Source organism: Ramlibacter sp. GCM10027632, assembly GCF_042675325.1.
Taxonomy (GTDB): domain Bacteria; phylum Pseudomonadota; class Gammaproteobacteria; order Burkholderiales; family Burkholderiaceae_C; genus Ramlibacter.
This window is the reverse complement of the sequence record NZ_JBHTGW010000002.1, coordinates 417,439-441,281: the sequence shown is the minus strand read 5'-3', so window position 1 is coordinate 441,281 and position 23,843 is coordinate 417,439. Positions and strand designations below refer to the sequence as shown.

Genomic DNA, 23,843 nt, shown 5'->3' with positions numbered 1-23,843 from the left:
CATGACCACGAAGCGCCCCACCCCCACCCCCCCCATCTCCTTCGGCCTCGGCGGCCGGGTCTGCCTGGTGACGGGCGGAGCCCAGGGCATCGGCGAGGCCTGCGCGCGGCGCTTCGCCGCCGACGGCGCCTTCGTCGTCGTCGCCGACATCGACGACGACCGCGGCCGGGCCGTCGCGGCCGACGTCGGCGCCACCTACGTGCACTGCGACGTGGGCGACAAGGCCCAGGCCGACGCCTGCATCGCGCAGGTGATCGCCCTGCACGGGCGCCTCGACATCCTCGTGAACAACGCCGGCATCTTCAAGGCGGCGGAGTTCCTCGAGGTGACCGAGGCCGACTTCGATGCGGTGCTGCGCGTCAACCTCAAGGGCGCCTTCCTCATGGGCCAGGCCGCCGCGCGCGAGATGGCACGCTCGGGCGGCGGCAGCATCGTCAACATGAGCTCGGTCAACGGCATGCTGGCCATCCCCAACATCGCCAGCTACAACGTGAGCAAGGGCGGCATCAACCAGCTCACACGGGTGATGGCGCTGTCGCTGGCGGACCACGGCATCCGCGTCAATGCGGTGGCGCCGGGCACCATCGCCACCGAGCTCGCGGCCAAGGCCGTCCTCACCAGCGAGGAGGCCCGCATGAAGATCATGAGTCGCACGCCGATGAAGCGCCTGGGCACGCCCGCCGAGATCGCCGACGCCGTGGCCTGGCTGGCCAGCGATGCGGCCAGCTACGTCACCGGCGAGATCGTGGTGGTGGACGGCGGGCGCATGACCCTGAACTACACCGTGCCGGTGACGCCGGCGTGAGGCCCCGGCCTCAGGAGGCGGCCTTCGACTCGCGCGCCGTCGGCCCGTGCGCCGGCGGCAACTCCAGCCGGTCGACCGGCAGCAGGTAGCACACCGCGTCGTCCGCCACCGCGGCCCCCCGGCGGACGCCAGGCGCAAGCCGGAACGGCTGCAGGTCGTCCAGCGGCTGCTTCGCGGTGCACCGCATCCAGTCCGGGTTCGCGTCGGGTCCCTGCGCCTGCAGGCCGGTGGCGGCCCACTGCGCCGGCGTGACCGGCAGCCCGCGCACTGACAGCCCCGGCCCGGCCTCGCGCAGCGTCTGGAGGCCCGGGCCGCCGGCCCGGGCGGCTGCGGCCTTGCGCAGGTCCGCGTACTTGTCCTGCAGCGCCCGCACCTCGCCCGCCGGCAGGCCGCTGGCCGGCAGCGCGTCGAGCAGGCGGGCCAGGGCCTGCGGCGCCCGCGCGTCGGTCTGCGCGGCCAGCGCCTCGGCCACCGCCACCGGCGACAGGCCGGTGGCCTCGAGGACCTGGGCACGCTGCGCCGGGGCCAGCGGCGACTCCAGCACCGCGCACAGGAGGGCGGCGGCCGGCGTCGGGTCGCCGGTCTCGCGGGCGTCGCCGGAAACCTCGTGCTTGCCGTCACGGGGGGCGGGCGCCATCGCCACCTGCGCCGACACGCCCGCCGCGGCCAGGAGCTCGCGCAGCACGGGCAACGGCAAGGCGGTGGCCGCGAGCACTTCATGGGCCCAGGCCAGCACGCCGGCGGCCACCCGCTCGCGGTCCGCCTCGCTGCGGCCCCTCGAGCCCTCGATCGCCAGCACCACCTCGCGCGCATGCCCCGCCTCGTCCGAGGCGGCCACCAGGGCCCGCTTGCCGGAGGCGTCCAGCACCGCCGCCGGGGCGGTGAGCACGCCGCGGGCGAACATCGCCACCGCGCGCGGCGACCGCTCGAACGCGTGGTACAGGGCGGGATGGGCCTCGTCGTCCTCGATGATCCCCCGCAGCAGGGCCACCCGGTCCGCCTGGCCGAGGCCCTCGGGGGGGATGGCGAGGACGGCCGCCACATAGGCCGCCACCCCGTCGGCCGCGCCCCGGCGGCAGGCCACGTGCAGGGCTGGATAGCCCGCGTCGGCGCCGGCCTGCAGCACCGCCAGGCCCGCCTCGGAGCCGGGCTCGGGCACCGCGCCCACGGCCCGCATCACGGGCACGATGGCATTGGCCGGCACTAGGAAGGACAGCCAGTCGGCCTGCGGCTCGTCCACCAGGAAGGGGCCGAACAGGCCCAGCGGCTGCGGCGCGGCGGGGCCGGGCCCGCGCGCCGGCGGCGTCCCGGCCGTCCCGGAGGACTCGAGAGGCTCGGCCGGGCAGTCGTAGATCACGGCGATCTCGGGGTCCCAGCCCTGGGCCTCGAGGTCCCAGTCCGGCAGGAAGTCGGCGAGCGAGAGGCGCTCCAGGTCGGCGCTGGCGCGCACCCACAGCCCCTGGTCGGTGAGCGTGCGGCACGGGTCGTAGAAGCTGACCTGGAACAGCGGGGTCGGGCCGGGGGCGCGCGCCAGCTTGAGGGCCATCAGGTGGTCGAACGCCCGCACCACGAACACCCGGGCCTGCGACGGCGCGAGGGTGTCGCACAGGTGGGCCATCGCGCTGCCGAAGCCGGCGTCGCTGGCGAGGGCCACCGCCTGGGTCGCCATCACCTCGCGGTAGGCGCGCTCGGTCCAGGGCGGCGGGTCAGCCACGCAGATGCCCTTGCTGTCTCCCGCCGGCACCAGCGAGAACGGCCGGCGCGCCTGCGGCGGCAGGTGGGCCTGCTCCCGCTCATAGGCCTGCTGGGCGCAGCCGTACGCCAGGGCGAAGTGCCGGCAGGCCTGCGGGGTATCGACCAGCCCGAGCCGCCGGGCCTCGGGCGTGTCGGGGAACGGGCGGCGCAGGTTCAGGTCGGTCTCGACGAGGATCTCCTGCGCCGCATGCCGGTCCCCCCCGGCCACCAGCGCCTCGGGCGGCGGCGGCGTGAAGAACTGGGCCCCGGCCAGCGGCTCGCGCGCCACCTCCCGGCCCTTCGCGTCCACCGTGATGCGCTCGGGCCGGTCCATGTAGATCTGGCCGATGAAGGCCTCGCCCGAGGTCTCCAGCACCAGCCCCTCCCGCGCGGTGACGAGCAGCCCGTTGGCGCGCGGGCAGTCGAGGTGCACGCGCGGCGGCGGCTCCTGGTGCAGGCCGGTCAGGCGCAGGTTCGATCCTTCGCGGGGCACGGACAGGTACACCTCGCGCAGCTCCCGCAGCAGGCCCAGGCCGATGGCCAGGAGGTTGAACTCGGCCTCGCTGTCGGCCTGGCCCGCATGGACCTCGGTCACCGGCCCGAGCGAGAGCGCGGCCACCGCCTCGCGCAGCGCCTTCCAGGCCGGCACCTCCATCACGAACGGCAGGTGCGCGTAGGCCTCGTCCAGGCCGGCCAGGTCCAGCCGCCCGCCGTCCACGCAGGCGAGCAGCGCACGCGCCGCCTCGGCCTCCTCGCCGGGCATGACGTACTCGGACAGGGCGGCGCCGAGGCTGCGATGGGCGTGGGCGACGGGATCGCTGCGGGGGGACGGCGGCGGCGCCATGCCCGCAGGCAGGTGGAGGCGGACGGGATGCACGGGCGCTCCTGAACGAGCTCTGCAGTTGCTCGCTCATCCGTGGTAACCCGTGAGCGGGTGCGGTTCCGGTGGTGGCGCCTATGATCCGCGGCATGCGAATCCTCCACACCATGCTGCGCGTCGGCGACCTGCAGCGCGCCATTGATTTCTACACCCGCGTGCTGGGCATGACCCTGATCCGCACCACCGACCGGCCCGACCAGAAGTACTCGCTGGCCTTCGTCGGCTACGGCACAAACCCCGACCATGCCGAGATCGAGCTGACCTACAACTATGGCGTCGACCGCTACGACCCGGGCACGGCCTATGGCCACATCGCCCTGGGGGTGCCCGACGTCGCCGCCACCTGCGAGAAGATCCGCGCGGCCGGCGGCACCATCACCCGCGAGGCGGGACCGGTCAAGGGCGGCACGACGGTGATCGCCTTCGTGCAGGACCCCGACGGCTACAAGATCGAGCTGATCGAGCGCCCGGCCGAGGCCGGCTGACCGGCTTACAGACCGCCCGGCTCCCTTGGATGGGCCGGCCCCCGGCCCTCCCGCTACGGTCGGCGTCCGCGGACGACCGAGGGAGGCCCGAGTGGACCCAGCGAACCATCCATCCTTTCCACGCGTGTTAACGATTGACGTTAATAACGTCGATCGTTATGCTTCGTGAACGTGAGCTTCGCGTGCAGGGACACGCAGGCCCTGTTCGAGGGCCGTCGCTGTGCGCGGTTCAGGAACATCGAGTCGGTGGCCCTGCGGCGCCTGCAGCCGCTGAATGCGGCGGTCACGCTGTCCTTCCTGCGCATGCCGCCGGGCAACCGGCTCGAGCCGCTGTGCGGCGACCGCGACGGGCAATGGAGCCTGCGCATCAACGGCCAGTGGCGCCTGTGCTTCCACTGGGAAGACGGCCACGCCCACCGCGTGGCCATCGTCGATTACCACTGACCCAGGAGCTGGCCATGGCCCGTCGTGACGTTCCCCTGGTCCACCCCGGCGAAATCCTGCTGGAGGACTGGCTCAAGCCGCTGGGCCTGAGCCAGTACGCCCTGGCGCAGGCCATCGAGGTGCCGCCGCGCCGCATCAACGAGATCGTGCTGGGCAAGCGCGGCATCACGGTGGACACGGCGCTGCGCCTGGCCGCCTACTTCGGCACCGATGCCCAGAGCTGGCTGAACCTCCAGAACCACTACGACCTGGAGACCGCGAAGGCCTCCATGGCCGCCCTGATCCGCCGCATTCCGCGGCATGACCCGCAGGCCCCCTAGGGCGCGAGGCACCACGGCGCGGCGCGCTCCACCAGGTCCATCCACAGCGCGAAGACCGCGGTGGCCGCGAGCAGCGCGCCGGCCAGGCGCGTGCCCCAGTCGTTGCGCAGCCGGTTGCCGGCCTCGCGCACGCGCGCCAGCAGGCCCGGCCCGGCGATGAGCCCCAGGCTGCTGCCGGCGGCGAACAGCGCCATCGCCAGCGCGCCGTCGAGCGGCCCGCCGGCCAGCGAGGCCACCAGCAGCGCCGACCACAGCAGCCCGCAGGGCATGAAGATCCACAGCGCGCCGGCGCCGAAGACGCCGGCCGCGCCGGTGCGCTGCACCAGCGGGCGGATGCGGCCCCAGGCTGCCAGCCCGGCACGCTGCGCCCAGGCCGGCTGGCGCGCCAGCACCAGCAGGCTCAGGCCCCAGGCCAGCACCAGCAGGTGCAGCAGGGTCCAGGCCGGCTTGAGCGCGGCGGCCTGCGTGGTCAGCCAGGCGAAGCTCTGCACCATGCCCGCCGCCAGGCCGCCGGCCAGCGTGTAGCCGGCCAGGCGCCCGGCCTGGAAGGTCCACACGGACCGCGACACGGGCTGCGCGCCGGCCCGGGCGATGCCCGCGCAGGCCGCGCCGCACATGGCGGCGCAGTGCGGGCCGCCGGCCAGCCCCATCAGGAGCGCCGTGAGGGCCAGGGTCAGGGACATGCTCGGTGGCGGGGAAGGCCTCGGGCCTGCGCGGAAAGGGTGGATTCGCTCACGGCGGCTCAGATGATGCGAGAGAACCTGGCACGGCTGCGGTCGGCCTGCAGGTAGCGGTCGAAGACCATGGCCACGCCGCGCACGAAGTACCAGCCCTCGGCGGTGACCTGGATCCCGTTCGCGTCGATGGTCACCAGGCCCTGGCGCGCCAGCTCCTCCATCTGCGCCATCTCGGGCGCGAAGTAGCGGCGGAAGTCGATCATCCAGGCCAGCTCGATGGACTCGAACAGCACCTGGCCCTGGCACATGAGGGCCATGATCACCGCGCGGCGCGTGAGGTCGTCGCGGTTCACCGCGAGGCCGCGCGTCACGGGCAGCTGGCCCTGGTCGATCAGGTCGGTCCACTCCTCCAGCGTCTTGGCGTTCTGGCTGTAGGTGGCGCCGACGCGGCCGATGGCGGAGACGCCCAGGCCGATCAGGTCGCAGTCGGGCTGGGTGCTGTAGCCCTGGAAGTTGCGGTGCAGGCGGCCCTGGCGCTTGGCCACGGCCAGCGGGTCGTCGGGCAGCGCGAAGTGGTCCATGCCCACGTAGACATAGCCCTCCTTCTCGAAGGCGGCCAGCGCCGAGGCCAGCATGCCGACCTTGCTGGCGCCCGAGGGCAGGTCGATGGCGATGATGCGCCGCTGCGGCTTGAAGCGCTCCGGCAGGTGCGCGTAGGCATAGAGCGCGATGCGGTCGGGCCGCAGCTGCGCCACCTGCGACAGCGTGCGCGCGAACGACTCCGAGGTCTGCTTCGGCAGGCCGTAGATCAGGTCCACGTTGACCGACTCGAAGCCGATGCGGCGCGCCTCGTCCACCAGCGCGAAGACCTGCTCCACGGGCTGGATGCGGTGCACCGCCTTCTGCACGTCGGGGTCGAAGTCCTGCACGCCGAAGCTGACGCGGTTGAAGCCCAGGTCGGCCAGCGCCTGCAGGCGGGTGGCGTCCACCGTGCGCGGGTCGACCTCGATCGAATACTCGCCGCCGGGCACCAGCGCGAAGTTGGCGCGCAGCATGGCCATGAGCTGGCCCAGCTCGGCGTCGCTGAGGAAGGTGGGCGTGCCGCCGCCCAGGTGCAGTTGGCTCACCGACTGCCCGCGCCCGAGTTCGGCGACATGCAGGGCCACCTCGCGCGCCAGGTACTCGAGGTACTCCGCGCCGCGCTCATGGTGCTTGGTGATGATCTTGTTGCAGGCGCAGTAGTAGCACAGGGACGCGCAGAACGGGATGTGCACGTAGATCGACAGCGGCAGGGACGAGGGCTGCTGCCCGCGCTGGCGCAGGGCCTGCGCGTAATCGCCGGCGGTGAACGCCTCGACGAACCGGTCGGCCGTGGGGTAGGAGGTGTAGCGCGGCCCGTTGATGTCGAAGCGCTGCAACAGCTCGGGCGAGATGGTGTTCATGGCGTCCTGCGGATTCCTCAGCGGGTGACGAGCACCGGCACCGGCGATTGCGCGACGACCTTCGCGGCCACGCTGCCCAGCACTACGCGGGCGATGCCGGTGCGGCCGTGCGAGCCGATGACGATGAGGTCGGCCTGGGTGTCGCGGGCGGTCTCGAGCAGGCCCTCGATGACCGAGACATCCTCGACGAGGCGGGTGACCAGGGGCACCGGGGCGCCGCCCTCGGCCGACATGCGGGCCACGCGGGCATGGGCCTCGGCGCCGTGCACGCGCGCAGCCTCCATGTAGGCGTTGAAGCCCATGGGGTTGGCCTCGCCGATGCCCAGGTAGGGATAAGGGTCGACCACGTAGAGCGCGGTCAGCGTCGCCCCATGGGTGCGGGCGAGGGAAATGGCCAGCGTGGCGGCGTGGTCCGAGGCGGCCGAGCCGTCGGTGGCCAGGAGGATGCGCTTGAACATGGTGTGACCTCTCAGGGGAAGTGACGTGTTGGCGGATGATGCGACGGGATGCTCCCGCCGTGGTTGATTCGGGTCAATTGACAGGTCGCTTGCAGGCCACAGAATCGGCTCCATCTGACCGTATCGCCCCGACTGAAAGGCCCGACGACCATGACCACCTTCCAAGCCGAGATGACGCCCCGCTTCCAGCAGCTGCTCGAGCGGCGCGAGGCCGAGCTGCGCGCGTTGCTGGCCGAGGAATCGGCCCGCGACCAGGCCGAGGCGCAGGCGCGCGAGCCGGGCGAAGCGGTGACCGACTTCAAGGACCTGGCCGACGCCGAGACCAGCACCGCGGTGCACGAGATGCAGCACACGCACGCGGTGCAGGAACTCGAGGCGGTGCAGGCGGCGCTGCTGCGGCTGGCGCGCGGCCAGTACGGCCAGTGCCTGGCGTGCGGCGAGCCCATCGAGCTGCGCCGGCTGGAGGCGCTGCCGACGGCGCTGCGTTGCATCCGCTGCCAGTCGCTGGCCGAGACCGCCTGAGCCAAGCTCAGTGCACCCGGCTGTCGAAGGCCCGTCCCAGGGCCTCGAGGTCGAGGATGCGGATGTGGCGCTTGTCCACCTCCAGCAGGCGCTGCTGCTGGAAGGCCGAGAACGTGCGGCTCACCGTCTCCAGCTTCATGCCCAGGTAGCTGCCGATCTCGGCGCGCGACATGCGCAGGTGGAACTCGCTGGCCGAGTAACCGCGCGCCTTCAGGCGCTGCGAGAGGTTCAGCAGGAAGGCCGCCAGGCGCTCCTCGGCGTTCATGCTCCCGAGCAGCATCATCAGGCTGTGCTCACGCACGATCTCGCGGCTCATGAGGCGGGCCATCAGCATCTGGATGTCGGCGCTGCCGCTGGCCAGCTCGCTCAGGTGGGTGTAGGGGATGGCGCAGACCTCGGCATCCTCCAGCGCGGTGGCGGCGCTGGCGTGGCGGCCGTGGGCGACGCCGTCCAGGCCCATCAGCTCCCCGGCCATGTGGAAGCCGGAGACCTGCTCGCGGCCGTCCACCAGCATCAGGCTGGACTTGAAGGTGCCGCTGCGCACCGCGTAGATGAACTGGAACTTGTCCCCCCCGCGATAGAGCTCCTCGCCGGTGCGCACGCGGCGGCGGCCGAAGCGCAGGCCGTCCAGGCGCTGCAGGTCCGCGCCGCTGAGGCCGCAGGGCAGGCACAGGTCCTTCAGGTGGCAGTTGGAGCACAGGGTCTTGAGCGGCGCGGCGCCGCAGCCGGCGCCCTCCGAAGACTCCGTCACGGAGCGGCGCGGCACGACGCGGACGGGAGCGATGGCGTGTTCGTGGTTCATGCGGGGGTCTCTCTCGTGGGGTGTTCAGTGATGGACGCGGCTGCCGGCATCGGCGATCGCGTCGGGCAGCTGCTCGAAGTCGCTGCTCTTGTCCAGGAAGCTCGCGGCGCCCTCGCCGAGGTAGCGCTTGCGGTAGGCGGGCGCGGCGTTGTTGCTGAAGACGACGAAGGCGATGCCCGGGGCCGCCTCGCGCACCGCCTTGAGCACCTGCAGGCCCGTGCCGCCCTCGAGCTGGACATCGAGCACGACCACCTCCGGCCGGCTGGCCAGGATGCCCTCGATGCAGCCTTGCGGCGTGGCCGCCTCGCCGACGACCTCCATGTCGTGCTCGCCGAGCAGGTTGGCCACGCGCGAGCGGATCGGGCCGGAGTCGTCGGCCAGGAAGACGCGGGGATGGGAGCTGGGTGCCATGGACGTGACTGTGCCGCGTCCGCCGGCTCTTGCCCATCAGTAAGAGCTGAATTGCTGGCTAGGAATCGTCTGGAACGCGGCCTAGGACTCGTCCTAGGCCGCCAGGGCGGCGCTCAGATCTCGGTGGCGTCCGCCAGCCCGTGCTTGATGGCGTAGCGCACCAGGTCGCTGGGGTTGCCCAGGCCCAGCTTGTGCATCAGGTTGGATTTGTGGGTGCTCACTGTCTTGACCGACAGGCTCATGCGCTCGGCGATCGCGGTGACCGAGGCGCCGGCCACGAGCTGCTGGAACACCTCGAACTCGCGGGCCGACAGCGCCTCGTGGGGCGCCGCCTCGCGGCCCGGCATGGCCCCCAGGGCCAGCTGCTGGGCCACCTCGGCGGTGACGTAGGCGCCGCCGTCGGCGATCTTGCGCAGCGCCTGCTCCAGCTCGGCGGGCGCGCTTTCCTTGGTCAGGTAGCCGCTGGCGCCGGACTTGATGGCCCGCACCGCGTACTGGGTCTCGTGGTGCATGGACAGCACCAGGATGCGCACGCGCGGCCGCTCGGCCTTCACCAGCTTGATCAGCTCCATGCCGCTGCGCCCGGGCATGGACAGGTCCAGCACCAGCAGGTCGAACTCGGCCTCGCGCACCCGCTGCAGCACCTGGGCGCCGTCGGCGGCCTCGCCCACCACCTGGAAATCGGGCACGCGCGCGAGGATGCCCTTGAGGCCCTCGCGCACGATGGCGTGGTCATCGGCCAGGACGACGCGGATCATGTGCCGGCCCCCTGCCCCGCCGGCGCCGGGATGCGCGCCGCGACCCGCGTGCCCTCGCCCGGGGTGGACTCGATGGACATCGTGCCCTCCAGCAGCTGGGCCCGCTCGCGCAGGCCGATCAGTCCCAGCGACTGCGGCTTGCGGCCGGCGCCGGTGTCGAAGCCGACGCCGTCGTCGCGCACCTCGATCACGATCTGCCGGCCAGCGCGCGCCACGCGCACCCACACGGTCCGCGCCCGGGCATGCTTGGCGACGTTGGCCAGAGACTCCTGCACGATGCGGAAGACGGCCGTGGCGTAGGGCTCCTCCAGTTCGAGGGACTCGTCGAGGTCCAGCTCGCAGTGCACGCCATGGCGCTGCGTGAAGCTCTGGGCCAGCCACTCGATGGCGGGCACCAGGCCCAGGTCGTCCAGCACCAGCGGGCGCAGGTCGGCGGCGATGCGGCGGGTGGCGGCGACGCTGGCGTCCAGCATCTGCAGCATGCCGCTGACCTTGGCCGCCGCAGCCTCGGGGTCGCGGGCCAGGTGGTCGCGCAGCCAGATGGCGTCCATCTTGAGCGCGGTCAGGGACTGCGCGAGCTCGTCGTGCAGCTCGCGCGCGACCCGGCTCTTCTCCTGCTCGCGGATGGCGGAGGCCTCGGTGGCGAAGCGCGCCAGGTCCTGCCGCGCCCGCATCCGCTCGGTGACGTCACGCAGGATCACGGAGAAGACCTTGCCGTGGTCGGTGTCGATCTGGGAGATCGAGGCGTCCATGGGGAACTCGGTGCCGTCGGCCCGCAGCCCCCACAGGACGATGCCGTCGCTGCCGCCCTTGCGGCGCGAGGTCACGCCGGTCGCGGCAAAGCGGCGCACATGGTCGGCGTGGCTGGCGCGGAAACGCTCCGGAATGAGCATGGACAAGGGCTTGCCCATGACCTGGTCGGCGCGCCAGCCGAAGATCTGCTCGGCGGCGCGGTTGTACAGGACGATGCGCTCGGCGTCATCGATGCTGATGATGGCATCCATGGCCGTTTCGAGCAGCGCGGCGAGGCGCTCGGCGGCGTCGGGGACGCTCAGCGATGAAAAAGGGGGCACGGAGTACTGCGGTCGTGGCGACTTCGCAAATTACAGCACAAGGCCCGTCCCCCCGGGCGCGCCCCCCTCACTCGTGCGCGTGCGCCGGCCCGTGGGTGTCGTGGGAGACCAGCGTGAGGGCCGTCACGCTCGAGGCGATGCAGGCCGCCCAGAAGACGAAGAAGCCCACCGTGTAGACGGCCTGGCGAGACCAGCCCAGGGGGTCCCCCGCCCAGCTCAGGTCCAGCGGGTCGACGACAGCGAAGACGGCCGCCTCCAGCAGGCAGGCAGCCAGGAAGGCGGGCCAGGCCACGGCCATGATCAATTTGCTCCACATCGGGTTGCGTCCTCCTGTGAAACGATTGTGGACCCGGACTCAGTTCGCCGCGCTAGGGGTTAGCGCGTGGTTGCGGCCCTGGACGGCCGGCATCATCGCCTTGCCGCCCTCGCGCTCGGCCAGGGTCTTGTTGATCTCCAGGCCGCGGCGGTAGTAGTCCTCGGCCACCAGCGGGTCGGGCGTGCGCAGGGCCAGCACCAGGGTGATGACGCCGGCCACGATCACGGCCGCCGGGCCGGCGATCAGCAGCCACACGTGGCCATGGGCCCACCACGGGCGCGAAGGGGTGGCGGGGGAAGTGTCGGAAGCGGGGGGACGGCGGTCCATGGCGGCTCCTTCCCGGTCACTGCCGGGGCATCAGGAAGACGGATTTCTCGGTCACTTGCGCGTCGCCGGAAACAGTGGCGATGTGGAAGCGGATCTTGTGCGAGCCCGGCGCGGCGCTGCCGTACGGCACCTGCAGGCGCAGGGCGACCCAGCGCGATTGCGCGGGCTCCACGTCGGCCTCGGCCTCCGAGGCTACCACCAGGCCGGGCAGGCCCTCGGCGGTGAAGCGGTAGGTCTGGGGCTTCTCGGTGGCGTTCATCACCTGCAGCCGGTAGACGTTCTCGATCTTGCCGCCGGCAACGATGCGCGCCAGCGCGGCGCGGTCACGCACCACGTCCACCTTCAGCGGCGTGCGCAGCGCCAGGCTCAGGGCCACGCCGAAGGTCAGGGCGCCCAGGATCACCGTGTACAGCAGCACCCGCGGGCGCAGCACCCGCCGCCACATGCGGGCGCGGTCCCAGCCCTGGGACTGGGCGTTCTGCGTGGTGAAGGAGATCAGCCCCCGCGGGTACTGCATCTTGTCCATCACGCTGTCGCACACGTCGATGCAGGCGCCGCAGCCGATGCACTCGTACTGCAGGCCGTTGCGGATGTCGATGCCGGTGGGACACACCTGGACGCACAGCCCGCAGTCGATGCACGACCCCAGCCCCTTGGCCTTGAAATCGTCCTTGCGCCCGCGCGTGCCGCGCGGCTCGCCGCGCGCCGTGTCGTAGCTGACGATCAGGGTGTCCTTGTCGAACATCGCGCTCTGGAAGCGGGCGTAGGGGCACATGTACTTGCACACCTGCTCGCGCATCCAGCCGGCATTGCCGTAGGTGGCGAAGCCGTAGAAGAACACCCAGAACACCTCCCACGAGCCCATGCGGGTCTGCAGGAACTCCATGCCCAGTTCGGTGATGGGCGTGAAGTAGCCCACGAAGGTGAAGCCGGTCCAGATCGAGAACCCGATCCACAGGAAGTGCTTGAACCACTTCTTGACCAGCTTCTCCAGGGACATCGGCGCGCCGTCGAGCTTCATGCGCTGGGGGCGGTCGCCCTCCACGTGGCGCTCGATCCACAGGAAGATCTCGGTGTAGACCGTCTGCGGGCAGGCGAAGCCGCACCACAGGCGACCGGCCACCGCGGTGAACAGGAACAGCGACAGCGCGCTGATCACCAGCACGCCGGTCAGGTAGATGAAGTCCTGCGGGTACAGCACGTACCCGAAGATGTAGAAGCGCCGGGCGGCCAGGTCGAACAGCACCGCCTGGCGCTCGCCCCACTGCAGCCACGGCAGGCCGTAGAAGACGATCTGCGTGAGCCACACGAACAGCCACCGCCAGTTGACGAACCGGCCGGTGACGGAACGCGGGTAGATCTTCTTCTGCGCCTCGTAGAGGGACTGGTAGACGTCCCCATCGTCCGCCGGGACCGGCGTGATGGGGATGACCTTGGGCTTCGGCGCGTGATCAGGCATTCGGACAGCTTAGGGCTTCGGCGCAGCCGCCGCCTGCGTGGGGGCGGGCTTGTTCGACAGGCCCCACACATACGAGGCCAGCACGTGGATCTGCTCGGGGGTGAGCTTGCCCTCCTGGGCCGGCATCGCGTTCACCTTGCCGTTGTTGACGATGTTCACGATCGCCTGCTCGCCCCAGCCATGCAGCCAGGTGTCGTCGGTCAGGTTCGGCGCGCCCAGGGCCGGGTTGCCCTTGCCGTCCATGCCGTGGCAGGCGGCGCAGGCGCCGAACTTGGACTTGCCCAGTTGCGCGCGCACCGAGTCGTGCGGCGCGTTGGACAGGCTCAGGACATAGTGCGCGACGTTGCGCACGTCCTCCGGGCTGCCGACGGCGGCGGCCATGGGGGGCATGTTGCCGATGCGGCCCTTGGTCAGGGTCTCGGCGATCTTGTCGGGCGAGCCGCCGTGCAGCCAGTCGGCATCGGTCAGGTTGGGGAAGCCCTTGCTGCCGCGGGCGTCGGAACCGTGGCACTGCGCGCAGTTGTTCATGAACAGGCGCTCGCCGATGGCCATGGCCTGCGGGTCACCGGCCAGGTCCTCGGCCTTCTTGGACGTGAACTGGGCGTACAGGGGCGCGAGCTCCTGCTTGGCCTTCTCCACTTCCGCGGCATGCAGGCCGGCGGTGGTCCAGCCCAGCTTGCCGGCGTAGCTGCCCAGGCCCGGGTAGGCGACCAGGTAGCCCAGCGAGAAGACGATGGTGATGACGAACAGCCACATCCACCAGCGCGGCAGCGGGTTGTTCAACTCGGTGAGGTCCTCGTCCCAGACGTGACCGGTGGTGTTGTCGGTCGCGGCCACGACCTTCTTGCGGGCGGTGACCCACAGCAGCAGCAGGCAGCCGAAGATGCCCGCCAGGGTGATGGCGGCCACGAAGACCGACCAGAAATTCGAGGTGAAGTCGCTCATGGTGGGCGCCTTTAATCTTGTTGGAACGGGATCGAGGCCGCATCCTCGAAGCGGCTCTTGTTGCGGCGGGCATAGGCCCAGGCCGCGATGGCCAGGAAGGTGCCGAGGGAAACCAGCGTGGCCACGATGCGCGCGGTGGTGATGTCCATGGGGCGTTCCTCCTTACTTGAGGGCCAGGCCCATGCCCTGCAGGTAGGCCACCAGGGCGTCCATCTCGGTCTTGCCCTTGAGCTGCTCGGGCGCCTTGGCGATCTCCTCCTCGGAGTACGGCACGCCCACGGCGCGCAGCGCCTTCATGCGGGGCTGGATGCTGGCCGGATCCAGCGTGTTCTTCTCGAGCCAGGGGTAGGCCGGCATGTTGGACTCGGGCACCACGTCACGCGGGTTGACCAGGTGGATGCGGTGCCACTCGTCCGAGTACTTGCCGCCCACGCGGTGCAGGTCCGGGCCGGTGCGCTTGGAGCCCCACTGGAACGGGTGGTCGTAGACGAACTCGCCGGCCACCGAGTAGTGGCCATAGCGCAGCGTCTCGGCGCGGAACGGGCGGATCATCTGCGAGTGGCAGTTGTAGCAGCCCTCGCGCAGGTAGATGTCGCGGCCGGCCAGCTGCAGCGGGGCGTAGGGCTTGACGCCCTGCACCGCCTCGGTGGTGGACTTCTGGAAGAACAGCGGGACGATCTCCACCAGGCCGCCGATGGCGACCACCAGCAGGATCAGGACGATCATCAGGAAGTTGCTGGTCTCCACCTTCTCGTGGGAGAAGCCGGTGCTCTGATTTGCGTTGCTCATGTCGAAACTTCCTTCGCGTCAGGCGTGGGCGGGCGCCGGGACATTGGCGTGGACGGCGCGGCCGTTGGCCACCGTCATCCAGACGTTCCAGGCCATCACCAGCATGCCGGCGAGGTACAGCACGCCGCCGAGGACACGGATCACGTAGAAGGGGTAGGTCGCCTTGACCGACTCCACGAAGGTGTAGGTCAGGGTGCCGTCGGCGTTGATGGCGCGCCACATCAGGCCCTGCATCACGCCGGCAATCCACATGGCGGCGATGTACAGCACGATGCCGATGGTGGCCACCCAGAAGTGGACCTCGATGGCCTTGTTGCTGAACATCTTCTTCTGGCCGAACAGGCGCGGGATCAGGTAGTACAGCGAGCCCATGGAGATCAGGCCCACCCAGCCCAGGGCGCCGGAGTGCACGTGGCCGACGGTCCAGTCGGTGTAGTGGCTCAGGGCGTTGACGGTCTTGATGGACATCATCGGGCCCTCGAACGTGCTCATGCCGTAGAAGGACAGGGACACGATCAGGAAGCGCAGGACGGGGTCGTCACGCAGCTTGTGCCAGGCCCCCGAGAGGGTCATGATGCCGTTGATCATGCCGCCCCAGGAGGGCGCCAGCAGGATCAGGGAGAACAGCATGCCCACCGACTGGGTCCAGTCCGGCAGCGCGGTGAAGTGCAGGTGGTGCGGGCCCGCCCACATGTAGGTGAAGATCAGCGCCCAGAAGTGGACGATCGACAGGCGATAGCTGTAGACGGGGCGCTCGGCCTGCTTCGGGATGAAGTAGTACATCATCCCCAGGAAGCCGGCGGTGAGGAAGAAGCCCACGGCGTTGTGGCCGTACCACCACTGGATCATCGCGTCCTGCACGCCGGCGTAGGCGGAATAGGACTTCATCAGGCCGGCGGGGACCGCGGCGCTGTTGACGATGTGCAGCAGGGCCACGGCGATGATGAACGCGCCGTAGAACCAGTTGGCCACGTAGATGTGGCGCACCTTGCGCATGCCCACGGTGCCGAAGAACACCACCGCATAGGCCACCCAGACCAGCGCGATCAGGATGTCGATCGGCCACTCCAGCTCCGCGTACTCCTTGCCCGAGGTGTAGCCCAGGGGCAGCGAGATGGCGGCGGCCACGATGACGGCCTGCCAGCCCCAGAAGGTGAAGGCGGCCAGCTTGGGCGCGAACAGCGGCACGTGCGAGGTGCGCTGCACCACCCAGTAGCTGGTGGCGAACAGCGCGCAGCCGCCGAACGCGAAGATCACCGCATTCGTGTGCAGTGGCCGCAGGCGGCCATAGGAGAGCCACGGGATGCCGAAATTGAGTTCAGGCCAGGCCAGCTGGGCGGCGATGAACACGCCAACCAGCATGCCCACCACCCCCCAGACCACGGCCATGAGGGAGAACTGCCGGACCACGGTGTCGTGGTAGCGAGCGGGAGCGAGAGAGTCCGTCGTCATGGGTAAATCGCCTTTTTGGATACCCACGCAGTCTCTGGCGCTTCTCGGGGATAACCCTTGATTCAGGTCAATCCCCGTGAAGAATGCGCTCGCCCTCGGCGTCGAGTGACTCGAACTGGCCACGCCAGACCGCCCACCCCAGGCCCGCCAGGATGAACAGGGCCAGCACGATGGACAGCGGAATGAGTACGAAAAGAATGTCCATGCCTACTCCACGGAGGGCACGCCAGCCAGGCGCGCGGAATTCATCACCACCAGCAGGGAGCTGGCCGCCATGCCCAGGCCGGCCAGCCAGGCCGGCATGAGGCCGGCGATGGCCAGCGGCACGCAGGCGGCGTTGTAGACCGCCGCCCAGGCCAGGTTCTGGCGCACCACCGCGCGGGTGCGCCGGGCCTGCGCCACCAGGGTCGCCACCGCGGACAACTGCCCGCCCTGGGCGACCACGTCGCTGCGCGACTGGGCCAGGGGCACGCCCTCGCCCATCGCCACCGAGACGTCGGCGCGCGCCAGCACGGGGCCGTCGTTCATGCCGTCCCCCACCATCACCACGCGCCGGCCCTGGGCCTGCAGCGCCTGCACCCGGGCCAGCTTGTCCTCGGGGCTGCAGCCGGCATCCCAGTGGTCGATGCCGGCGCGCGCCGCCAGGCGCTGCACCGCCGGGGCACGGTCCCCGGACAGCAGCCGCACCTCCAGCCCCAGGGCGCGCAGCGCGCGCACCGCGGCCTCGGCGTCGGGGCGCAGGGTCTCGGCCAGGTCGAAGCTGGCGATCCAGCCGGATTCGTCGGCCAGGTGCACCTGGGCCGAATCACCGGACTGCGCGGGCGCGCCGCAGAAGGCGGCCGACCCCAGGCGCAGCAGGCGCCGGGCGAAGGGACCCGCCGCCGGCCGGCCCTCCAGGCCCTCGCCCGGGTGCTCGCGCACCGCCTGGGCCACCGCCACCGGCGCGGGGTGCACCGCCACCAGGGCCCGCGAGGCGGGGTGCAGGGAATGCGCCGCCAGGGCGGCGGCCGCGGCCAGGACCTCGGCCGGGTCGGCGCCTTCGCGGCAGCGGGTGGCGGCCACGCCCATGGCGTCGCGCGTGAGGGTGCCGGTCTTGTCGAACACCACGGTGTCGGCCGCGGCCGCCCCGTCGAGCGCCTGCAGCTGGCGCACCAGCACGCCGCGCCGCGCCAGCGCGCCGGCGGCGGCGAGCATGGCGGCCGGCGTGGCCAGCGACAGGGCGCAGGGGCAGGTCACGACCAGCACCGCCACGGCCACCGACAGCGCGTGGGCCGGGCCCGAGGGCCACCACCAGGCGGTCGCCACCGCGGCGGCGGCCAGTACCGCCAGCAGGAAGGGGCTGGCGATGCGGTCGGCCAGCCGCGCCAGGCGCGGCTTGTCCACCGAGGCGCGCTCCATCAGGGCGACGATGCCGGCGTAACGGGTGTCCTCGCCCAGGCGCTCCACCCGCACTTCGAGCGAGGCGGCCAGGTTGTGGCTGCCGGCGATCACGGCGTCGCCGGGACGGCGCGCCAGCGGCTGCGACTCGCCCGTGAGCAGGGCCTCGTCGACCCGGCTCTCGCCGGCCTCCACGAGGCCGTCGGCCGGAAACACCTCGCCGGGCAGCACCCGCACACGGTCGCCCACCGCCAGCCGGCGCACCGGCACCCGTTCCCAGGCGCCGGCAACCTCGGCCCAGCGCTCGACGCTGGCCGGCAGCGCCCGCATCAGGGCCTCGAGCGCGCCGGCGGTGCGGTCACGCAGGCGCTGCTCCAGCAGGCGGCCGGACAGCAGGAAGAACACGAACATGGTCACCGAGTCGTACCAGACCTCGCGGCCCCAGGGACCGGACGGGTCGAAGGTGGCGGCGGTGCTGGCGGCGAAGGCGATGGCCAGGCCCAGGGCGACGGGCACGTCCATGCCGACGCGGCGATGGCGCAGGTCGCGCAGCGCCGCGGCGAGGAAGGGCCAGCAGGAGAACACCATGACCGGCACCGTCATCATCCAGGCGCCCCACCGCAGCAGGGCCTCGATGTCGGGCGTGATGTCGCCGGGCGCGGCGATGTACAGCGGCCACGAGTACATCATGGCCTGCATCATCCCGAAGCCGGCCACCAGCCACCGCCACAGCAGCACGCGCTGGGCGCGGCGGCGCGGCTCGGCGTCGAGCAGGTCGCCGGCGGGCACCGCGCCGTAGCCCGCGGCGCGCAGCGAGGCCAGCCACTGGGACGGCCGGGCCTGGCCCGCATGCCAGACCACGCGGGCGGTGGCGGCCGGGCCATTGACCTCGACGGCCTCGACCCCGGGCACGCGGCCCAGCGCGTCCTCGACCGCCAGGGTGCAGGCGGCGCAGTGCATGCCCTCGATCGCCAGGTACGACTCCCAGCAGCCCTCGCGGCCCGGCAGCGGCCGCCCGAACGCGGACCACTCGGCGGCGTCGTCCAGCGCCGCCCAGGCCGCATCGGCAGGCGCCTCGGCAGCGGACGGGAACGACGGGGCCAGCGGGGCAGGAGACGCCATGGCCGGAGGCTACCCCATCCGGCAGGCCGCGGGATTGACTGGCATCAACGCCAGCAGCCGCCGCAGGCGATAAGCTTTCACCATGTACCAGTGCATCCTCGTCGCCACCGACGCCTCGGCGCTCGGGCGCAAGGCCGAACAGGCCGCGATCGGGCTGGCCGCGAGCACCGGCGCGAGCCTGGTGGCGGTGCACGTGGTGCCGGACTATCCCCTGAGCCTGTTCGAGGGCCGCGACTCCATGCCGCCGGAGGAAGTCGCGCGCATCGAGGACGAGGGCTGCTCGCGCGGCCAGGCCGTGGTGGACGGGGTCGTCGAGGCCGCCGGCGCCCTGGGCGTGGCGGCGCGCGGCGTGCTGGCGCGTTCGGACCATGTCGCCGACGCGGTGCTCGCCGCCGCGCGCAAGCACGGCTGCGACCTCATCGTCATGGCCTCCCACGGGCACCGCGGCGTCCGGCGCATGCTCCTGGGTAGCGAGACCCAGAAGGTCCTCACGCACAGCGCCATCCCGGTGCTCGTGCTGCGCTGACGCGCGTTGACGGTACCATCCGGGCCAGGACCAACCCCATCGACAACAACAGCAAGGAACACACTCCATGAAGATCGTCCTCGCCGCCGACGGCAGCCAGTACACCAAGAAAGCCCTCGCCTTCCTCGTGACCCACGAGAGCCTGGCCGGCCCCGACGACGAAGTCATCGTCCTGAACGTGCAGCCCCAGCTGCCCCCGCGCGTGCGCACCGCCGTCGGCGCCGACGTGGTCAAGGAGTACCAGCAGGACGAGTCCGAGAAGGTGCTGGCCCCGATCCGCAAGTTCCTGGACAAGCACGACATCAAGTTCCGCTGCGAAGCCTCGGTCGGCGTGCCCGACGAGCAGATCCTCAAGGCCACCAAGAAGGCCAAGGCCCACATGATCGTGATGGGCACCCACGGCCACGGCATCCTGGGTCGCGCCCTCCTGGGCAGCGTCGCCCAGAAGGTGGTGACCGGTGCCGAAGTGCCGGTGATGCTGGTCAAGTAAGGGCCGCGGGCGCGACCCGCAGCCGCCGCGCCGCGCTCGGCCCCTCAGTGCTGGCGGGGCGGCCGGTACGCGGGCGGCGTGCGCCCCTGGGGCTGCTGGGCGAGGCGGGTCCACAGTTCCACCTCGTCCACCTGCGCATCCCAGTAGCGGCCATAGAGCGTGGGGCCGTAGCGGTGCATGAACAGCGCGATGCGGGCGGCGTCCCGGTCGCCGCGGTTGGCCAGCGCCACGAAGCGCGCATAGGCCGCCAACATCCGCTCGGCGCGATAGAGGTTGGCGGCCTCGCCGAACTCCTCGTCCGCCGGCGCCGCCTGCGCCAGGCCGGCCCCGATCACCACGCCGAAACCCGCAGCCACCCGCCCGAGATGCCATGCCATATCATCGCTCCTTCGCGCCGAGGAGCGATTTATAGTTCATTCTGACCACGATCAGGCAGGCGGCGGCCAGCCTGCCGGGTGACGCCGGGCGTCAGGCGCGCAGGGCCGCGGCCTCGCGCGCCAGCTGGGTGATGCGCGCCCAGTCGCCCTGCTTCACCGCGTCGGCCGGCGTGAGCCAGGAGCCGCCCACGCACACCACGTTGGGCAGCGCCAGGAACTCCTTCGCGTTGGCCGCCGACACGCCGCCGGTGGGGCAGAAGCGCGTGTCGGTGAACGGGCCGCTCCAGGCCTTGAGCATGGCCGGCCCGCCCGCCTGCATGGCGGGAAAGAACTTCAGTTCGGTGTAGCCATCCTCGGCGGCGGCCATGATCTCGCTGCCGGTGGCCACGCCGGGCAGCAGCGGCAGGCCGAGCTCGCGGCAGGCGCGGCCCACGGCCTGGGTGTAGCCGGGGCTCACCGCGAAGCGGGCGCCCGCGTCGCGGGCGGCGCGGGCATCGGCCACGCTGCGCACCGTGCCGGCGCCGGCCACCGCACCCGGCACCTCGCGCGCGATCGCCTCGATGCAGGCCAGCGCCGCGGGCGTGCGCAGGGTCACCTCCAGCATGCGGATGCCGCCCTCCACCAGCGCGCGCGCCAGCGGCACGGCCTGGGCCACGTCCTCGAGCACGATCACGGGAATGACGGGAGCGTCCTGCATCACCTGCAGGGCGGACAGCGAGTCGGTGGTCACAGCCATGTGCAGGCTCCTTCTTCGGCGGACAGCGCGTTGCGCCGGAAATTCGCGTACAGGTCACGGCCCAGGCCGACCTGGTTGGCCGCGTGCTGCGCGGCGGGAATCGTGGCGGGCGTGCGCGCGGCCCAGTCGGCCTCGGCCACCAGCGCCTGCAGGGTGCCGGCGACGGCGTCCAGGCGCACCACGTCGCCATCGCGCAGGCGGGCCAGCGGGCCGCCCGAGGCGGCCTCGGGGCTGACGTGGATGGCGGCGGGCACCTTGCCCGAGGCGCCGCTCATGCGGCCGTCGGTGACCAGCGCCACGCGGAAGCCCTGCCCCTGCAGCACCGCCAGCGGCGGCGTGAGCTTGTGCAGCTCGGGCATGCCATTGGCGCGCGGGCCCTGCCAGCGCACCACGCAGACCAGGCCGCCATGGCCGTTGGCCTCGCAGGTGCGGGCCAGCTCGCCGCTGTCGAAGGCGGCCATCAGGGCTTCCTGGCTGTCGAACACGCGGGCGGGCGCCTCGACCACGTGGCGGTCCTCGGGCACGGCCGAGACCTTGATCACGCTGCGGCCCAGGTTGCCCTCGAGCAGCTTGAGGCCGCCGGTGGGCGAGAACGGGGCGGCCACGGGGCGCACCACGGACTCGTCGCCGCTGGGGCCGGTGGGCGTCCAGCGCAGCGCGCCGCGATCGAGCGAGGGCACCGCGCCGAACTCGCGCAGGCCGGCGGGGCGCACGGTGGCCACGTCGTCGTGCATCAGGCCGGCGTCCATCAGCTCGCGGATCACGAAGCCGGGGCCGCCGGCGGCCTGGAACTGGTTCACGTCGGCGCTGCCATTGGGGTAGACGCGCGCCAGCAGCGGCGCCACCGCGGAGAGTTGCGCGAAGTCGTCCCAGTCGATGGTGAGGCCGGCGGCGCGGGCCACCGCGACCCAGTGGATCAGGTGGTTGGTCGAGCCGCCGGTGGCAATCAGGGCCACCATGGCGTTGACGATGCAGCGCTCGTCGACCAGCCGGCCGATCGGGGTGAAGTGCTGCTGTCTCGTGATGCCCAGGACGGTGCGCACCGCCTCGCGGGTGAGGTGCTCGCGCAGGTCGTCGGCCGGGTGGACGAAGGCGGTGCCCGGCACGTGCAGGCCCATGGCCTCCATCAGCATCTGGTTGCTGTTGGCGGTGCCGTAGAAGGTGCAGGTGCCCAGGCCGTGGTAGGCCTTCTGCTCGGCGTCGAGCAGGGCCTCGCGGCCGACCTCGCCCTTGGCGGCCTGCTCGCGCACCTTGGCCTTCTCGCTGTTGGACAGGCCGCTGGCCATGGGGCCGGCGGGCACGAAGACGGTGGGCAGGTGGCCGAAGTGCAGCGCGCCGATCAGGAGGCCGGGAACGATCTTGTCGCAGATGCCGAGCATCAGCGCCGCGTCGAAGACGTCGTGCGACAGGCCGATGGCCGTCCCCTGGGCGATGGCGTCGCGCGAGAACAGCGACAGCTCCATGCCGGCCGTGCCCTGGGTGACGCCGTCGCACATGGCGGGCACACCGCCGGCCACCTGGGCGGTGGCGCCGTGGCGGCGGGCCTCGTCCTTGATGATCGAGGGGTAGCCGGCGAACGGGGCATGCGCCGACAGCATGTCGTTGTAGGAGGTGACGATGGCGATGTTGGGCGCGCGCTCGGCCACCACCTTGAACTTGTCGCTGGAGGGCAGCGCGGCGAAGGCGTGGGCGACGTTGGCGCAGCCCAGTCGGTCGCTGCCGCGGGGGCGGTTCGCCAGCGCGTCGACCTGCGCCAGGTAGGCCTCGCGGGCTTCGCGGCTTCGCTCGCGGATGCGGTCGGTGACGGCGGCCACCACGGGATGAAGGCTCATGGGTGTGACGTTTTCAGCAATGGGGCATGGTAGTCGCTACACCCTCGTGCGGACGCCCCGGGGTTACGAACAGGTTACGAACGACGCACCGCGCCGGGCCTCGGCACCGGGGACCGGGCTTGCTACAGTTTTGCGCATGGGACCCCTGCCTGCCCCCCTGCCCCACCGCGACCCCGCGGCCATGCTCGAACGCGCCCTGCGCGAATGGGGCGGGCACAGCGACCTGTGGCTGTTCGGATACGGCTCCCTGCTGTGGAAGCCCGACGTCGAGTTCACCGAGCGCCGCGCCGCGCGGGTGCACGGCTGGCACCGCGCCCTCAAGATGTGGAGCCGCGTCAACCGCGGCACGCCCGAGTGCCCGGGGCTGGTGCTGGGCCTGCTCTCAGGCGGCAGCTGCCAGGGCATGGTGGTGCGCATCCCGCATGCGGTGGCCGCCGGGGAGCTCACGCGCCTGTGGGCGCGCGAGATGCCCACCGGCGTGTACGACCCGCGCTGGCTGCCCTGCACCACGCCGCACGGCCCGGTGACCGCGCTGGCCTTCACGCTCTCGCGGCGCAGCCCCAACCACACCGGCACCCTCAGCGACGAGGAGTACCGCCGCATCTTCGCCACGGCCTGCGGCCGCTACGGCACCACGCTGGAGTACGCCGAGCGCACGCTGGAGGAACTGCGGCGGCTGGAGATCCGCGACCGCCACCTGGAGCGGCTGGTCAGGCTGGCGCGCCCGGACCGCGGGTCCTGAGCCGGCGCGCGGCCTCGGCGAGGTCGTCGAGCGTGTCGATGTCGGTGACGCAGCCGATGTCGTCCACCGGCAGCTCGCGAACCGCCAGCGGCCGCAGGACGGCCGCGGCGCCCTGCGGGCCCGACAGGCCGGCCAGCGCCGCGCCGCAGGCCGGGCCGAAGGCCACCGGGTGGCCGCGCCGGCCCTCGAAGACCGGCACCACCGCGGGCGCGCCGGCCAGCGCGGCGGCCACCGCGCGCAGCGTCGCCGGCTGTACCAGGGGCAGGTCGCCGGGCAGCACCAGCCAGCCCGGCGCGCCGCGGGTGGCGCGCACGGCGGCGGCGATGGAGTCGCCCATGCCGGGGTGGCCGGCATCCTCCAGGTGCCAGGGCAGCCCGCTGGCGCGCACGGCGGCCAGGGTTCGCTCCAGCACCGGCACCCCCTCCAGCGGCGCGCGCAGCTTGTGCACCGTGCCGCCCGAGGCGGCGAAGCGCTCGCCGCGGCCCGAGGCCAGCACGATCACGACGGGTTGCGGGGAGGTGGCGCTCGCGGTCTCGGTCATG

29 protein-coding genes are annotated in these 23,843 nt (G+C 71.9%); 8 read left to right on the top strand and 21 right to left on the bottom strand.

Annotated features, from left to right (window positions below; genetic code table 11):
* Position 1: 1 nt before the first annotated feature.
* Positions 2 to 805, top strand: a complete 804-nt coding sequence (locus ACFQZY_RS05540) for an SDR family NAD(P)-dependent oxidoreductase (RefSeq protein WP_377413627.1) — start codon at positions 2 to 4, stop codon at positions 803 to 805.
* 10 nt (positions 806 to 815) lie between these two features.
* Here ACFQZY_RS05540 and ACFQZY_RS05535 read toward each other — a convergent pair whose 3' ends face one another.
* Entirely contained in the window at positions 816 to 3,416 is a 2,601-nt protein-coding gene (locus ACFQZY_RS05535; RefSeq protein WP_377413624.1) for a hypothetical protein, read from the bottom strand.
* Positions 3,417 to 3,508: 92 nt separating this feature from the next.
* Here ACFQZY_RS05535 and gloA point away from each other — a divergent pair, with 92 nt between their 5' ends.
* The 3 genes from gloA (at position 3,509) to ACFQZY_RS05520 (ending at position 4,668) form a co-directional block, all read left to right on the top strand.
* Positions 3,509 to 3,904, top strand: coding sequence for a lactoylglutathione lyase (gloA, locus tag ACFQZY_RS05530; protein ID WP_377413621.1), 396 nt, complete (start codon positions 3,509 to 3,511; stop codon positions 3,902 to 3,904).
* Positions 3,905 to 4,069: 165 nt separating this feature from the next.
* Entirely contained in the window at positions 4,070 to 4,348 is a 279-nt protein-coding gene (locus ACFQZY_RS05525; protein ID WP_377413618.1) for a type II toxin-antitoxin system RelE/ParE family toxin, read from the top strand.
* Positions 4,349 to 4,362: 14 nt separating this feature from the next.
* Positions 4,363 to 4,668 (top strand): HigA family addiction module antitoxin, encoded by a 306-nt coding sequence (locus ACFQZY_RS05520; RefSeq protein WP_377413615.1) that lies wholly within the window; start codon positions 4,363 to 4,365, stop codon positions 4,666 to 4,668.
* Here the strand turns inward: ACFQZY_RS05520 and ACFQZY_RS05515 are convergent.
* From ACFQZY_RS05515 to ACFQZY_RS05505, 3 genes are read right to left on the bottom strand one after another with little or no spacing between them, the layout of a single operon-like run.
* Positions 4,665 to 5,351 carry a sulfite exporter TauE/SafE family protein gene (locus ACFQZY_RS05515; protein ID WP_377413612.1) on the bottom strand — a complete coding sequence of 229 codons (687 nt, stop codon included), beginning with the start codon at positions 5,349 to 5,351 and terminating at the stop codon, positions 4,665 to 4,667. The two genes, ACFQZY_RS05520 and ACFQZY_RS05515, sit on opposite strands and share 4 nt — an antisense overlap.
* A gap of 59 nt (positions 5,352 to 5,410) precedes the next feature.
* Positions 5,411 to 6,787: an oxygen-independent coproporphyrinogen III oxidase gene (gene hemN, locus ACFQZY_RS05510; RefSeq protein WP_377413610.1), complete on the bottom strand. Its 1,377-nt coding sequence runs from the start codon at positions 6,785 to 6,787 to the stop codon at positions 5,411 to 5,413.
* 17 nt (positions 6,788 to 6,804) lie between these two features.
* A complete protein-coding gene (locus ACFQZY_RS05505) occupies positions 6,805 to 7,245 on the bottom strand; it encodes a universal stress protein (RefSeq protein WP_377413607.1) in 441 nt (146 codons plus the stop codon).
* A gap of 150 nt (positions 7,246 to 7,395) precedes the next feature.
* Here ACFQZY_RS05505 and ACFQZY_RS05500 point away from each other — a divergent pair, with 150 nt between their 5' ends.
* Positions 7,396 to 7,767 carry a TraR/DksA family transcriptional regulator gene (locus ACFQZY_RS05500; RefSeq protein ID WP_377413604.1) on the top strand — a complete coding sequence of 124 codons (372 nt, stop codon included), beginning with the start codon at positions 7,396 to 7,398 and terminating at the stop codon, positions 7,765 to 7,767.
* Positions 7,768 to 7,774: 7 nt separating this feature from the next.
* Here the strand turns inward: ACFQZY_RS05500 and fnr are convergent, their stop codons facing one another.
* The 13 genes from fnr to ACFQZY_RS05435 form a co-directional block, all read right to left on the bottom strand.
* Entirely contained in the window at positions 7,775 to 8,569 is a 795-nt protein-coding gene (gene fnr / locus ACFQZY_RS05495) for a fumarate/nitrate reduction transcriptional regulator Fnr (protein WP_377413601.1), read from the bottom strand.
* Positions 8,570 to 8,593: 24 nt separating this feature from the next.
* Positions 8,594 to 8,980 (bottom strand): response regulator transcription factor, encoded by a 387-nt coding sequence (locus ACFQZY_RS05490; RefSeq protein WP_377413599.1) that lies wholly within the window; start codon positions 8,978 to 8,980, stop codon positions 8,594 to 8,596.
* A gap of 113 nt (positions 8,981 to 9,093) precedes the next feature.
* On the bottom strand, positions 9,094 to 9,738 hold the full coding sequence (locus ACFQZY_RS05485) for a response regulator (protein ID WP_377413596.1): 645 nt from the start codon (positions 9,736 to 9,738) through the stop codon (positions 9,094 to 9,096).
* The gene (locus ACFQZY_RS05480; RefSeq protein WP_377413593.1) at positions 9,735 to 10,811 is read right to left on the bottom strand and encodes a PAS domain-containing sensor histidine kinase; all 1,077 of its coding nucleotides are present in this window, start codon (positions 10,809 to 10,811) and stop codon (positions 9,735 to 9,737) included. Before ACFQZY_RS05480 ends, ACFQZY_RS05485 begins: the two co-directional genes overlap by 4 nt.
* Before the next feature lie 67 nt (positions 10,812 to 10,878).
* Positions 10,879 to 11,127 carry a hypothetical protein gene (locus ACFQZY_RS05475; RefSeq protein WP_377413590.1) on the bottom strand — a complete coding sequence of 83 codons (249 nt, stop codon included), beginning with the start codon at positions 11,125 to 11,127 and terminating at the stop codon, positions 10,879 to 10,881.
* A 39-nt stretch (positions 11,128 to 11,166) separates the two neighbouring features.
* Complete coding sequence (locus ACFQZY_RS05470) at positions 11,167 to 11,454, bottom strand: FixH family protein (RefSeq protein ID WP_377413587.1); 288 nt, start codon at positions 11,452 to 11,454, stop codon at positions 11,167 to 11,169.
* Positions 11,455 to 11,470: 16 nt separating this feature from the next.
* The gene (gene ccoG / locus ACFQZY_RS05465; protein WP_377413584.1) at positions 11,471 to 12,913 is read right to left on the bottom strand and encodes a cytochrome c oxidase accessory protein CcoG; all 1,443 of its coding nucleotides are present in this window, start codon (positions 12,911 to 12,913) and stop codon (positions 11,471 to 11,473) included.
* Between the two features lie 9 nt (positions 12,914 to 12,922).
* Positions 12,923 to 13,858 (bottom strand): cytochrome-c oxidase, cbb3-type subunit III, encoded by a 936-nt coding sequence (gene ccoP / locus ACFQZY_RS05460; RefSeq protein ID WP_377413581.1) that lies wholly within the window; start codon positions 13,856 to 13,858, stop codon positions 12,923 to 12,925.
* A gap of 11 nt (positions 13,859 to 13,869) precedes the next feature.
* Positions 13,870 to 14,007, bottom strand: a complete 138-nt coding sequence (locus ACFQZY_RS05455) for a cbb3-type cytochrome oxidase subunit 3 (protein WP_377413578.1) — start codon at positions 14,005 to 14,007, stop codon at positions 13,870 to 13,872.
* A gap of 13 nt (positions 14,008 to 14,020) precedes the next feature.
* Positions 14,021 to 14,647 carry a cytochrome-c oxidase, cbb3-type subunit II gene (ccoO, locus tag ACFQZY_RS05450; protein WP_377413576.1) on the bottom strand — a complete coding sequence of 209 codons (627 nt, stop codon included), beginning with the start codon at positions 14,645 to 14,647 and terminating at the stop codon, positions 14,021 to 14,023.
* Positions 14,648 to 14,665: 18 nt separating this feature from the next.
* On the bottom strand, positions 14,666 to 16,099 hold the full coding sequence (gene ccoN / locus ACFQZY_RS05445) for a cytochrome-c oxidase, cbb3-type subunit I (protein ID WP_377413574.1): 1,434 nt from the start codon (positions 16,097 to 16,099) through the stop codon (positions 14,666 to 14,668).
* A gap of 67 nt (positions 16,100 to 16,166) precedes the next feature.
* Entirely contained in the window at positions 16,167 to 16,304 is a 138-nt protein-coding gene (ccoS, locus tag ACFQZY_RS05440) for a cbb3-type cytochrome oxidase assembly protein CcoS (protein ID WP_377413572.1), read from the bottom strand.
* A 2-nt stretch (positions 16,305 to 16,306) separates the two neighbouring features.
* Positions 16,307 to 18,598: a heavy metal translocating P-type ATPase gene (locus ACFQZY_RS05435; RefSeq protein WP_377413570.1), complete on the bottom strand. Its 2,292-nt coding sequence runs from the start codon at positions 18,596 to 18,598 to the stop codon at positions 16,307 to 16,309.
* Between the two features lie 82 nt (positions 18,599 to 18,680).
* On the opposite strand from ACFQZY_RS05435, the gene ACFQZY_RS05430 reads away from it, so the two are divergent.
* Positions 18,681 to 19,124: a universal stress protein gene (locus tag ACFQZY_RS05430; protein ID WP_377413568.1), complete on the top strand. Its 444-nt coding sequence runs from the start codon at positions 18,681 to 18,683 to the stop codon at positions 19,122 to 19,124.
* 67 nt (positions 19,125 to 19,191) lie between these two features.
* Positions 19,192 to 19,614, top strand: coding sequence for a universal stress protein (locus ACFQZY_RS05425; protein WP_377413566.1), 423 nt, complete (start codon positions 19,192 to 19,194; stop codon positions 19,612 to 19,614).
* 44 nt (positions 19,615 to 19,658) lie between these two features.
* Here ACFQZY_RS05425 and ACFQZY_RS05420 read toward each other — a convergent pair whose 3' ends face one another.
* The 3 genes from ACFQZY_RS05420 to edd form a co-directional block, all read right to left on the bottom strand.
* Positions 19,659 to 19,991, bottom strand: coding sequence for a hypothetical protein (locus ACFQZY_RS05420; RefSeq protein WP_377413564.1), 333 nt, complete (start codon positions 19,989 to 19,991; stop codon positions 19,659 to 19,661).
* Between the two features lie 91 nt (positions 19,992 to 20,082).
* Positions 20,083 to 20,727 carry a bifunctional 4-hydroxy-2-oxoglutarate aldolase/2-dehydro-3-deoxy-phosphogluconate aldolase gene (eda, locus tag ACFQZY_RS05415; protein WP_377413562.1) on the bottom strand — a complete coding sequence of 215 codons (645 nt, stop codon included), beginning with the start codon at positions 20,725 to 20,727 and terminating at the stop codon, positions 20,083 to 20,085.
* Positions 20,718 to 22,559 (bottom strand): phosphogluconate dehydratase, encoded by a 1,842-nt coding sequence (edd, locus tag ACFQZY_RS05410; RefSeq protein WP_377413560.1) that lies wholly within the window; start codon positions 22,557 to 22,559, stop codon positions 20,718 to 20,720. Before edd ends, eda begins: the two co-directional genes overlap by 10 nt.
* Before the next feature lie 136 nt (positions 22,560 to 22,695).
* On the opposite strand from edd, the gene ACFQZY_RS05405 reads away from it, so the two are divergent.
* Entirely contained in the window at positions 22,696 to 23,301 is a 606-nt protein-coding gene (locus ACFQZY_RS05405; RefSeq protein ID WP_377413558.1) for a gamma-glutamylcyclotransferase, read from the top strand.
* On the opposite strand, the gene ACFQZY_RS05400 is transcribed toward ACFQZY_RS05405, so the two are convergent.
* Positions 23,270 to 23,842, bottom strand: coding sequence for an NTP transferase domain-containing protein (locus ACFQZY_RS05400; protein WP_377413556.1), 573 nt, complete (start codon positions 23,840 to 23,842; stop codon positions 23,270 to 23,272). The two genes, ACFQZY_RS05405 and ACFQZY_RS05400, sit on opposite strands and share 32 nt — an antisense overlap.
* Position 23,843: the final 1 nt, after the last annotated feature.